General features: G+C 65.4%; 5 protein-coding genes and 1 pseudogene. All 6 read left to right on the forward strand.

The window, feature by feature from the left end:
- Positions 1-770 (forward strand): hypothetical protein (locus tag ACMLHZ_RS01230; protein WP_418665995.1); only part of this gene is annotated, 770 nt, incomplete at its 5' end.
- A gap of 34 nt (positions 771-804) precedes the next feature.
- Positions 805-3,456, forward strand: coding sequence for a hypothetical protein (locus ACMLHZ_RS01235; protein ID WP_418665996.1), 2,652 nt, complete (start codon positions 805-807; stop codon positions 3,454-3,456).
- Between the two features lie 88 nt (positions 3,457-3,544).
- Entirely contained in the window at positions 3,545-5,974 is a 2,430-nt protein-coding gene (locus ACMLHZ_RS01240) for a hypothetical protein (RefSeq protein ID WP_418665997.1), read from the forward strand.
- A gap of 95 nt (positions 5,975-6,069) precedes the next feature.
- Entirely contained in the window at positions 6,070-7,959 is a 1,890-nt protein-coding gene (locus tag ACMLHZ_RS01245; RefSeq protein ID WP_418665998.1) for a hypothetical protein, read from the forward strand.
- Positions 7,960-7,992: 33 nt separating this feature from the next.
- Positions 7,993-9,738: a putative bifunctional diguanylate cyclase/phosphodiesterase gene (locus ACMLHZ_RS01250; RefSeq protein WP_418665999.1), complete on the forward strand. Its 1,746-nt coding sequence runs from the start codon at positions 7,993-7,995 to the stop codon at positions 9,736-9,738.
- Between the two features lie 26 nt (positions 9,739-9,764).
- Positions 9,765-13,227, forward strand: a pseudogene (locus ACMLHZ_RS01255) (hypothetical protein); the annotation flags it as partial.

Genomic DNA, 13,227 nt, shown 5'->3' on the forward strand with positions numbered 1-13,227 from the left:
ATTTTTACTTTGCCAGCACCCAGCTCTCCGAGCCCGAGCCGGGCGAAACCGTGGGCGAGCAATACTCGCTGGTCTGGTGGGACCCCACCCAGCCCCTCACCCTCTCGCTCGACACCCGCAACTACCGCGACGCGCTGAACGTGAGCCCCGAGCCTCTCAGCTATGACCTCACCGTCACCGACCAAAGCACGGCAAAGCTCACCAGCCTGCTGCTTCAGCGCAGCGATGGCGGCGGCGCCGCGGTGAGCGGCACGGGCATAGTCACCGTGCCCGGCCAGGAGCTGGGCGAGGCCAGCACCCCCGAAGCCCCTCAGCAAAGCAGCCATACCTATTCCCTCACCCTTACGGCGCCCAGCACAAACCAGGCCACTTATCAGGTAAAGGTGCAGGCGCTCAGCTTGAAGCCCTACATGAAATCGCTCACCGCCGAGTACACCATCGCGGTGGCCAACGGCGATTTCGCTTTTTCAGTCACCGACCAAAAAGGGTATCTGGCCGCCAAAATGTGGCTTTCGGTCAAGCCCAACATCAAGGGCGCGGGCGAGACCACCCGCCTCACCGTCACCTACCCCCAACAGGTGGTGCCGGATATGACCAACCCCTGGCTTCAAGCCGATACCACGGTTTTCGACCCCGACACCCGCACCCTCACCGCCGATTTTCCCACCGGCGGCACCACCGAGATCTACTTTTTCAAAACCGACGAAACGCAGAACTATTCCAATGGGGCGGGCTTCACCGTCAAAACAGCCGACGCCCCCGCGGGCTGAGCCCGGCCGAAATGATAAACAGGAGATCAAAACAATGAACTGGTATCGCAAACTCAAGCAAAAGCTGGCCCGCACCGGCAAACAGCACGTGTTCCGGGTGGGCAAAAAAGAGCACCGGGTCAGCACCGGCACGGTGGCGGCCTGGCTGGCCGTCTGTGTGGTCATCAGCACCGCCTGCGTGGGCGCGGTCTCCACCTTTTCCACCAGCCTGACCCAGGTGTTCGAGACCGGCTATGCCGCGGGCAGCGGCACCGAGGCCGAGCCCTATATCATCGACACTCCCCAGCAACTGGTGCATCTGGCCCAGCGCACCGCCGCCGGCGCCCGCACCCAGGGGGTCTTTTTCCAGCTGGGCTCCCCGCTGAACATGACCGGCGTTTCCATGCCGCCCATCGGCGATGCCCAGCACCCCTTCCAGGGCAGCTTCAACGGCAGCGGCCTGCAGATCGAGAACCTCAACATCTTTGCGCCCGACATGGACCATGCCGGGCTGTTCGGCGTTATTGGCTCCCACGGCGCGGTGCGCGGCCTGCTTTTGGGCGAGACCGGCGCGGTGCTGGGCGGCAACACCGCCGGGGCCGTGGCCGGCCTGAACCAGGGCCTGGTGGAAAACTGCGAAAATCACCTGTCCGTGCAGGGCGGCGCCCAGGTGGGCGGCCTGGTGGGCCGCAACGAGGGCACCCTTGCAAGCGCAGGCAACTTCGGCCAGGTCACGGCCGTTCCCGCCGGGCAGCAGGCCCTGCTGGGCGCGGGGGGCCTGGCCGGCGTTAATACCGGCGTCATTCAAACCTGCATGAGCCTGGGGTCCGTCACCGCCCCCAGCCTTGCCGGCGGCCTGGTGGGCAGCCTGGAGCAGGGCCTTGTGCAAAACAGCTATGCCGCCGCCCTGGTCAGCGCCCAAAGCCCCATGGGCGGCGGCGTGGGCCGGGTGAGCGGCGGCAGCGTGGAAAATTGCTATTTCTGCCTGGATCTCTGCCCCCTGGCCGGGGAAAACGACTCCTCCGCCCCCCTGGAACTGGCCGACATGCAGCAGCACTCCTTCGTGGAGCTGCTCAACGGCACCGACCACGGCGATCCTGTGCCCAGCGCCTCGCCCGGGGCCGCTTCCACACCCGAGCCAAGCGCCACCCCGGACCCCAGTGCGTCGCCCGAGCCCAGCGCCACACCCGAACCGAGCGCGACGCCTGACCCCAGCGCAACGCCCGACCCCAGCGCCACACCTGACCCCAGCGCCTCGCCTGAGCCGGTGGCCACCCCGGGCGCCAGCGCGGGGCCCGAACCCACCGTTCAGCCGGATCCCACTGCCCAGCCGGAGCCCGGCACAGAGCCCGAACCTGACCCGGAAACGAGCCCCGGAACAGAGTCCGGGCCCGAACCCGGGCCCGCCGAGGGCCCCCAGGCGCCCGCCGACCCCGGCCAGCTCCAGGCCGCCGCGGTGCTGGGGCTTCCCCGGCTGCATGCCGCCGCCGGGCAGGCCCAGGGCGCTGGCAGCATGGTGTGGCTCACCGCACCGGCCTCCGAGCCCTTTGTTCCGGCAGCTTCGGCCCCCGCCGCCCCTGAAAGCGAGCCCGCGCAGCAGCCCGAACAGGACCCTGTGCAGGACCCTCAGCCCCCCGCGGCGGATTTCGCGCCCGAAAGCCTGCCCGATGCCCCGGTCCAAAGCCCCACGGCCACTCCGGACCCCGGCCAGGCGGAGCCCTTGCCCCAGGCCCCTGACGCCGGGCCCGAAACCGATCCCGGCGCCCCCTGCGGGCAGGACGAACCCTTTTATCTTCCCGCCGGGGGCGGGTATCCCCTGCTGAAATACGATTGGCTGGATGGCGTTTCCATCCACCGCGGCACACCCAGCCGCATTGAAAGCTGGCTCGACTCCGCCGCCCATCCCGCCGGCGGCGACGGCAGCGCGGCGGCGCCCTACCAGATCACCGCCCCGGCCCATCTGGCCTGGCTTGCCGGCCAGTGCCTGGGCGGCAGCAGCCTTGAGGGGGTGTATTTCTCCCTGGAGGCGGACCTCGACCTCTCCGGCGGCCTGTGGGCGCCCATCGGCACCGCCGAAACGCCCTTTGCGGGCGTGCTCCTGGGCCAGGACCACATCATTTCCGGCATGGACGCCGCCTTCCCTGAAGTCGACGACATCGGCCTGTTTGGCGTGCTGGCCCCCACCGCCCGGGTGGAAGCCCTCACCGTGCGGGGCACGGCCCAGGGCGCGGCCCGTGTGGGCGGCGTTGCGGGCAGCAGCGCCGGGGTCATCCGCCGCTGCCAAAGCTTTGTGGCGGTAAACGGCGTTTCCCTGTGCGGCGGCCTTGTGGGCCAAAACACCGGCACGCTGGAATACAGCGCCAACTACGGCCTGGTCAGTGCCCAGCAGACCGCCGGCGGCCTTGCCGCTCACAATGGCGGCGTCATCCGCTTCGCCTTCAACCGGGGCGGCGTGGCCGGGGGCGCCCTGGCCGGCGGCCTGGTGGCCGAACAGACCGAACCGGGCAGCCTTTCCAACAGCTATGCCGCCGCGCCCGTCAGCGGGCAGGGCGGTGCGGCCCTGGGCTCCAATGCCGGCGGCCTTTCCCGCGTTTATTATTGCACCGACGAGGGCTACACCGGCCCCGAAAACGGCCTGGGCGAAGGCCGGGCGCTGGCCGTCATGCAGACCGATGAATTTTTGCAGCAGCTGAACGCGGTCGATTGACCCGTTCCCCTGCGTTTTTATCCCCCCGCCTCAGCCGCAAAAAAGCGGCGGCGCCTTCCCCACCGAACCGCAAAGGAGAACACTCACCATGCAACATACCCCGGTAAAAACCAAACCGCGGCTCCGGCTGGCCGCCTTTCTTCTCGCCCTGGCGCAGCAGGCGGCGGGCGAGGGCCCGCAAAGCGTTTCCCTGGCCCAAAGTGATCCCGCATCCCAAAACAGCACTCCGGCAAGCGAAAGCACTCCGGCAAGCGAAAGCGCCGCCGCCCCCTCCCCGGCGCCCTCCAGCAGCTTTGTGCTGGACGAAACGCAGAACGAATCCCTGCCCACCCTGTTTGCCGCCGCGCCCGCAGCGGCCGTGCAGACCTGGATGGATGTGGGCGCCGCGCTGGACAAGGCCCAGTGGCCCCGGGGCTCCGGCACCCAGGCCGACCCCTACCTCATCGCCTCGCCCGAGCAGCTTGGCTGGTTTTCCTACCAGGTGAACGTAAATAAAAAGGGCGCCCTATGCGCCGAACTCATCACCGACATCAATCTGGCGGGAAAGTATTGGTTCCCTATTGGGCCTGTGGTCACTAACGCCTGCGAAAAGTACACCTGGTTTTCCGGTCACTTCAACGGCAATGGCTTCTACATCAACAACATGACCATCGACCTGGATGTACAGGGGCATTTGAACAACAGAACCGGGACGGATGCATACGTCGACGCGCTGGGCCTGTTTGGCTGCGTGGGTTCGGGCGGCGTTGTCGAGCAGGTAATGATGCGCAACGTGAGCGTAAGCAACAGCTCTGAAAACTCTGTCGCAGGTGGCAGTTGGTGCTGCATGGGTTCCGTGGTGGGCGAAATATACAACGGCGGCACCATCTCCCGCTGCGGGCTCGTGTCGGGCAAATTCAATCTCCGCGGGGCGCACAACTGGCTCGCGGCCGGCGGCATCGTGGGCGATCTGCACACCACAGCCACCCTGGAAAACTGCTTCAGCCGTGTCGATTTCTCCAATGCCATTTCCGCCTCGGGCTCCAACGGGGTGCAGATCGGCGGGCTGTTTGGCCGAAATGTTGCCGGAAACAAGGCGACCGTGCGCTCCTGTTATGTGGCCAGCGTTTTCAGCGGCCAGGAAACAGCCCCCATCGGCGGGTCCATGGGCGCCAACCCGGCTATCTCCGCGGTGTATTACGAAAAGCGCGCCCAAAACCAGAAGGATCAAAGCAATATTTCCGGCATCACCGCCCTGGCCGAGGGCAGCCTGGCCGGCAGCGCCGGCTTTTTGGCGCAGCTCAACAGCCCCTATTCCAGCCCTGTCTGGTATGCCGACCGGCGCGGTCTCAACGACGGTTATCCCCGGCCCGCCTATCAAAACGACCCCAGCTGGAACGAGGTCGGCATGCTGGCGGACCTTGCCGGTCAAACGCCCCAGGGCAGCGGCACCGCCGCCAGCCCCTACCAGATCGGCACCGCCACCCAGCTCGCCTGGTTTGCCTACAAGGTGAACACAGATCACTCCCGCTATGGCGGCGCGCATGTTCAGCTCACGGCGGACATTGATCTTTCCGGCTACGCCGAGGGCCTCATTGCCCAAGCCTCCGACCCCGCCTACATGTGGTATCCCATCGGCCAGGGCTACGATAAAGCCTTAAAGGGCACACCCTACAGCGGCGTGTTCGACGGCCAGGGCCACACCATCAAAAACCTGCGCGTTGCGTTTGACCGGCCCTTGTTTTACGGTGCAAGCAAAGCCGGCGATTCCTTGCTGGGTCTCTTCGGCTATGCCGACGGCGCCGTCGTCCAAAATCTCCTGCTGGACGCTGTGCTTCTTGCCGCCCCCACCTCCGCCGGTTCCTACCGGTATCTTTGGGCCGGCGGCATCGCCGGGGTGGCCACAAATTCCGTGTTCGAAAACTGCGGGGTACAGCAGTGTGCCTTTGTCTCCTCCGGCGAAGCTAAATGGAGCGCGCAGCTTGTTGGTGGGCTGATAGGCGACATTTACGTCCCTTCCACCTCTTTCACCTTGAAAAACTGTTTTGCCAATTTCAGCGCGGGTGCAGTCACTTCCTCCGCCGTCACCCGGCAGATGGGGGGGCTGGTGGCGCGTCTGCTCTCCGGCGGCCTCACAATGGAGAACTGCTATGCCGCCGGCAGCCTTGATAAGGGCTATGGGCTCATCGCCCCGCCCTCCTCCGGTCTGGGCCCGCTCGTTTTCCGCAACAATTACTACCAAAACACCCTCCCGGCCGACAGCCAGGGCTCCGCAAAGACCCTGGCGGAGCTGCAAAGCCCCGCATTTCTGCAGGCCCTGAACGCCGGGCAGGAGCCCCGGGTCTGGTACCCGCCCGCGCCCTACGGCCTGAGTAACCAGGGCATGCCCGTGCCCCTGGCGCTTTACGGTTCCTGGCATGGGATCGGGCGGCTGGCGGTTCCCTGGCGGGCTACACGGCCTATCCGGGCAGCGGCTCCGCCGCCGACCCCTACCTCATCTCCACCCCCGAGCAGCTCGCCTGCCTTGCCTACAACATAAACACCAATAACGCCGCCTACCGGGCCAAGGCCTTCCGCCTGCAAAGTGATATCGACCTCACCGGCACCTCTTACGGCGGCTCCGCCGCCTGCCCCGTGCCCTGGGTCCCCATCGGCTACGGCTATGCGGACAAGGACGCCTGGTTCGGCGGCATAATGGACGGCGGCGGCCGCACCGTCAGCGGCATGGCGGCCTACGCCAGCCAGAATAACCGCCGGAACGACGGCACCTATGACCTGGGCTTTTTCGGCTGGGCAAAAAATGCCTCCGTCCAAAACGTCTTGTTTGCAAACAGCCGCTCGGTCATCGACATCCCCGCCGCCACTTATTTTAGCTGCGCCGTCCTGGCCGGTCGCTCCAACGCTTCCAGCTTCACCGGCTGCGGCGTTCTTTCCAGCTGCAGCCTTCAGATGCCCGCCAAAGGAGGCCAATGGAACCTCAACTTTGTGGGCGGCCTTGTGGGCGACCTGCACGCTGGCGCTACCAGCCTCACCGCCTGCTTTTCCCAGGTCAGCATACAAAACAACATTTCTGTCAAGGCCAGCAATGTGGGCGTTATGGTGGGGCGCAATATCGGCACCCTGAAGGCCAGCGGCTGTTACGCCGCCGGCAGCCTGCAGGGCGCCGGCTACGCCTTCGCCGCGCCGGGGGCCGTTTCACTTCAGAACGTTTATGCCGACACCCAGCTCACCGGCAATGCCGCGGGCGCGGGCACGGCCCTTACCACCGGCCAGATGAAGTCCCTCGCGGCGCTCGAAGGCCTGAACAGCGGCCTGAAAGACGCCTCCGGCACCCCTTACGAGGCCTTTGTGTTCGACGCGGCGAATGAAAACGGCGGCTACCCCCTGCTGGTCTTTGGCCGCGCCGCCTCCGGCGAAACCATTTTCACCACCCGGCAAAACACCCTTACCGTGGCCCCCAGCCTCGCTGTGGGCGAGGTGCTCATCCCCGCTAACGTCACCGGCACCGGCGCCGCCTCGGTCAAGGCCGACAGCGCCTTCACCGCCGTGTTCGACCTTTCCAGCTACATGCCCGAGGTCGCGGCCGGCAAGGACAGCCCGGACCAAACCGCGCACCCCTACCCCGCGCTGCAAAGCGCGGTGCTGGACCTGGGCGCGGGCGGCCTGCCCAAGGGCACGGCCATCGTGCTGGCCTACCGCAGCGGCGCAAAAACCGGCGAAAGCTACAACCGCGCTTATGCAAAATACACCGCTGCCTCGGCCATAGCAAGCGGCCAGCTCTCCCTCACCGAATTCACCCTCCCTTCCAGCGCCCACCTTACCTTGGCCGAGCTTTTAAATGTGGCAAAACAGCAGTTGGTGGTCTATGTCGATTATTCCGGCGTTGCCCCTGCAGATGGAACCCCGCACACCGGCGAGGTCAGCCTTGTGTGCGCCGGCGCGGGCGATACCCAGGTGCTGGCCGGCAGCCACGACCTGAACACGCCCGAAAAAATGCCCGGCCTTTCCGCCGGCGATCCCGCCGCCCCCGGCGCCTATTCTTTGGCCTTTTCCAGTGCGCCGGCAGGCGAATCCGGCGACCTGGTGCTCACCGTCACCTATTCCGGCGGCAGCCACTCTGCCGACAACATCAAGGGCGTCGCCCTGGGCGCGGCCGTCTGCCTGAAGGACGAAACCGGCAAGGGCCTGTCCTTCCCCACCGACAAGGTCACCTTTTCCCTCGACGGCGCCACCTGGGCCGCCCCCTCCAACGCTTATTACATGCTTGTGCCCGCCAGCGGCCAAAGCTTTTATGTGCGCGGCCTTACCGAGGCGCAGGCAGCCCAGCTCACGGCTCAGCTCTACGCCAGCTCCACCCAGATCGACGGTACCCTGCCCCGCGGCGCGTATCTCGTCACAGAAACCGCCCCCGGCGGCAGCTCGGTCGCGGCCGGCACCTACCGCCTGCTCTTCACCCTCTGCGACCCCCAGGGCACCACCGTGGCCTCCGCCCCCTTCAATTTCCTGCTGCGCGCCGAGTCGTGACCCCTCCCTTCATACAAAACAAAGGTGGCCTATATGGAAGAAGAACTGCTTCAAACAGCGCGTGAATTGCTACAGCGATACTTTGTGTTTCAAGATTATGCCTGGGTCACCGAACATCTCTGCACCGACTCCTGTTGGCTGGGCCTTTCCTCGCAGGATGCCTTTTGGGGCGCGCAGCAGATCGCCCGCCACCTGGCGCGCGAAACGCAAACGCCTCCGCCGCCGCTCACCCTTTCGGACGAACAATATTGTGTGGTGGCCGTTTCGCCCCAGGCCGGGGCGGTGGCCGGCGCCGCCAGCGCGCGCTTTCCCGGCGCAAGACCCATCGCACTGCGTTTTTCGGCGGCTTTCCGCAGGTGCGGCGGTGGGTGGTGTCTTGCCGGTTTCCACTGTTCCATGCCCGGCGCGGCGGCACTGCCGCCCGGCCTGTACGACTGGGATCCCGGCCACAGGCTGGACCCTCTCACCGGCATTTTAAACATGGAGGGCTTTGTGCAGCGTGCCGCCGCCCTGCTGCAAACACAGCCCTACCGCCGCTATGCGCTTATAAAGGTCAACATCATCCGCTTTCGCTATATCAATCAAAGCTATGGCTACTCCACCGGCGACGAAGTTTTGTGCAGCATTGCCCAAAATTTGCAGGCCTGCTGCCGCCCGGGCGAGCTGTGCGCCCGCCCGGAAAAGGATAATTTTGCCTTTCTCTGCCTGTATCCCGGCAGCAAAAGCGCTCTCGACGACCGGCTTCAGGCGATGCGGCCCATTCTTCTGTCCCCCCAGGTCGCCGAGCGCCTGCACGGCAGTGTTTTGTTCAACGCGGGCGTATACCTGCCCCCGCCGGGCGGCAACGGCGAAAATATAAAGGACATGCTGGATAAAGCCATGATCGCCGCGCGCAGCCTCCCCCCTTCCGAGCGGGCCAACCACTACGCGTATTTCCGGCCCGAAATGCTGCGCGAAAAAATGCAGGAAGGCCGCCTGCTGGAGGCGCTTCCCCAAGCCATGGAGAACGGCGAGTTCAAGCTCTACCTCCAGCCCCAGGTCTCGCTTGAAAGCCTGCGGGTCACCTCGGCCGAGGCACTGGTGCGCTGGGCGCCGCCGGGCGCCGCCATAATCATGCCGGATCAGTTCATTCCCATGTTCGAAACAAACGGCGCTATTTTGCAGTTCGATTTTCACATGCTCGAACTTTTGTGCCGCCAGCTGCGCCATTGGCTCGATCTGGGCGCTGCGCCGCCGCCGATCTCCATCAACCAGTCTCGCCGCCACCTTCACGAGCCCGATTATCTGAACCGCTTTTGCGCCGTTATCGACCGGTATCACATCCCCCACAGCCTCATCGCGTTCGAGCTCACCGAAAGCGTTTTTGTTGAAAACAGCGACCACATCACCCGCCTGGCCGCCGCGCTGCACGAGCAGGGCTTTTTGCTCAGCATCGACGATTTTGGCTCGGGCTATGCCTCGCTCAACATGCTGGGCAGCATCGCCGCCGACATTCTCAAGATCGACCGCAGCCTCATCGCCGGTTACGGCTCCAGCCCCCGCAGCGAGGTCGTTCTGCGCAAGGTGGTGGAAATGGCCCACGAGACCCACATGACCGTGGTCTGCGAGGGCGTCGAAACCCCCGAGCAATGCGCTTTTCTGCAGCAGCTCGGCTGCGATGTGGCACAGGGCTTTTACTTTTACCGGCCCATGCCCGCCGCCGAGTTCGAGCGGCAGGTGCTGCGCGGCCTGGCGCCGCCCGCCCCTGCCCGGCAAGCCCTAAACCGGCCCGGCCCATGACCCCGGCCAAAAAGGAGAACACGAACATGCAAACACACGCTCTGTCCATAAGCCCCGGCCGCCGCGCCGTCGCCTGCCTGCTGGCCCTCGCGCTGGCGGCGGGCCTGGCCCTGCCCCCGGTTCATGCCGAAGGCGCGGCCGCCGCGCCCCAAAGCGCGGCCTCCTCCGGCCCGGGCCAGGCATCCTCGGTGCCCGAAGGCTCTGCCCCGGCGGCCTCAAGCGCCCCGCTGGCCTCTGCCTCCGGCGAAACCCAATATACCCCCCCCCAGGACACATCGTTGAGCGGGGCTGATCCACAGCAGGAGGGCGGCTTTATGCTGGATGAAGGCCAAAACGCTTCCCTGCCCACCCTCTTTGCCGCCGAGCCCGCAGCCGATGCCGAACAGACCTGGATGGATCTGGGCGCGGCGCTCAGCGAGAACCAGCAGCCCACGGGCGATGCCGACTCCTCCGCCGTGCCCGGCACCGCCGAAAACCCCTACCTCATCACCACCCCCGAGCAGCTGGGCTGGCTGGCCTACCAGGTCAACGTAAAAAAGCAGCTTTCCATCTGCGGCAAGCTGGTGTGCGACATCAGCCTCAATGGCCGCCAGTGGGTGCCCATCGGCTACGGCCACGCCTCGGCGGACAACGCTTATCAAGGCACCTTCGACGGCAACGGCTTTTACATCGACTACCTCACCATCACCCCCGAAAGCACAAGCGCCTACGGCACAAAAGACGGTAAAATGGAGCTGGGCTTTTTCGGCACACTGGTGGGCACCGCCAAAAATTTAATGATGCGCAACGCCACCATCACCAGCCCCAACTCCCCCGACGAGGTCACCGGCCGCTACTGCTGTATGGGCGGCATCGTGGGGCAGATCTACAGTGGCGGCGCGGTCGAAAACTGCGGCTTTATCTCCGGCACCTTCACCCTGCGGGGCATCTGGTACTGGCCCGCTGCGGGCGGCATTGCGGGCGACGCCCACACCTCCGGCAGCATCAAAAACTGCTTCAGCCGCCTCAGTGTCGACACCTCGGCCTGCACCGCCACCGCCACCTACGGCATCTGCGCCGGCGGCCTGATCGGCCGGTCAAACACCACCGATTTCCAGGTGGAGAGCTGCTATGTGGCCAGCTCCTTCAAGGGCACCGGCCATATCCTCATCGGCACCGTTACCAAAATGCCCAAGACCATAACAGCCTGCTATTACGAGGACAAAAACATCGCCGCGGCCAACAAGCAGACCCTCACCGGCCTCACCGCCCGCACGGCCGGCAGCATGCAGACGAATGCCGATTTTGTAAAGCTGCTCAACGGCTCCCAGGGCACGGTCTGGTACAACGACCGGCGCCAGATCAACAGCGGCTACCCCCTGCCCGCCTATCAGCAGGAGCCCAGCTGGGAAGACATCGGCCAGCTTCTGCCCGCGTCCGAGCAGCCCCAAAAGGTAAACGGCGTTTACCAGATCGGCAACGCCGACCAGCTGGCCTGGTTCATGTATGCGGTGAACAAAAAATACCCCGACTTTAAAAATGCCAACGCCTGCCTCACGGCCGACATCGACCTCACCGGCGCGGCCCGCGGCGGCACCGCCGAAAAGCCCTTTCTCTGGATGCCCATCGGCAGCTCCTTCAAGGGTGCGAGCTCTTCCGGAGGGACTGCCGGCGAAAAAGCGTATGTCGGCCGGTTCGACGGCCAGGGTCACACGGTAAGCAACATCGGCGTCTATTTTTCTGGCCACCTGAACAACGGCATCGCCGAAGACGAGCTGGGCTTTTTTGGCTCGGTGGGCGCCGGGGGCCTTGTGCAAAACCTTTACCTCCAAAACGTGGTGCTCACCTCCCCCAATGTGTCGGGCGGCGCCACCATCAATGCCGGGGGCCTTGCCGGTGTGCTGTGCGGCACCCTGCGCAACTGCGGCGTTTTAAGCGGTTCCATCACCAACAACGGGGGCAGCTGGCAGATCATCTCGTTTGGCGGCGCCATCGGCTCGCTGCGCGATGAGGGCGTTGTTGAAAACTGCTTTTCCCGGGCCAATATCCGGGTCACCGCAAAACCCAGCGACCTTTCCTCCTCCGGCGTGGGCGGCTTTTTGGGCCGCGCGGTCACCACCGGTTCCGGGGCCCGCGTCTCCTCCTGCTACGCGGCGAGCAGCTTTTCCGCCAGCTATGCGGGCGACGCCTTCGCCAAATATTACCGCACCGCCTCCACCTTTCAAAACTGCTACGTGCTAAGCGCCATGGGGGCCAGCCCCCACGCCGCCGGCAAGACCGAAAGCGAACTGAAAAGCCTCGATTTTGTTGCAGACCAGCTCAACGCCTCCACCCCGCGCCAGTGGTTCTGCGACCCCGCCACCCGCAATTTCAACCAGGGCTACCCCGTGCCCCTGGGCAGCCTGTGGGATTGGGCCGATATCGGCGCCCGGGTGGAAAACGGCCTGCCCATCGGGGGCGCGGTTCTGCCCAAGCCCACCCTGTTGGGCGGCGCTTACCAAATCTCCAGCCCCGAGCAGCTGGGCTGGGCGCTGTATATGCTGCGCACCGGCAACCGGGGCATAAACCTCACCCTCACGGCCGACCTCGACCTCACCGGCGCGGCCTACGGCGGCACCACCGCGGCGCCGGTGCGCTGGCTCTCCCCCGGCTTCGGCCATGCCAACGCCGCCGCCGCCTACACCGGTATCCTGAACGGCCAGGGCCACACCATCTCCCACCTGTGGGTCTATGCCGACAAAAATGGCGACCAGGGCACCGCGGCCGACGAGAACGACTCCATCGAAATCGGCATGTTTGGCCTGTTGCAGGGCACGGTTAAAAACCTGCTGTTCAGCCACGCCAGCATTCGCTCGGTGGCAAACGGCCAGCACCTGGCGGCCGGGGTGGTGGCGGGCCAGGCCTTTGCCGGCAGCGTGCTGCAAAACGTCGGCATCCTGCCCAGCTGTGAAATACAGGTAACCGGCAGCCGCAAATGGGTGGCGCTGGGCGGCCTGGCCGGCGACCTGCACAGCGCCGGCTCCGGCGCCACGCTTTTACAAACCTGCTTCAGCCGCGCGTCCATCGTTTTTTCGGGCTCCCAGTCCCACAGCCAATCCGGCGCGGGCGGGCTTGTGGGCCGCGCGAACTACGGCATCCATCGCGTTAAAAACTGCTATGCCGCGGCCTCCCTTTCCGGCACTGGCTCCATCCCCCGCGACTCCTTCATCGGCTGCAACTCCGGCGGGCAGTTCACCTATGCCTATGGCGATAAGGAGGCCGGGGTCTCCCGCGTGTCCGGCGCCACGGCCCTTACCACCCAGCAGATGAAGTCCCTCGCGGCGCTCGAAAACCTCAATAAGGGCCTTGTCGATAGCGCAAACACCCCCTGTGAGGCCTTTGTGTTCGACGCCACGGGCGAGAACGGCGGCTACCCGCTGCTGGTCTTCGGCCAAACCGACGCGGGCGAAGCCTTCTTTACCACACGCAAGAACACAGTGACCGTGGCCCCCAATCTGGCCGCCGGCGAGG

This window comes from Allofournierella sp., assembly GCF_048388525.1.
Taxonomy (GTDB): Bacteria; Bacillota; Clostridia; order Oscillospirales; family Ruminococcaceae; genus BQOK01.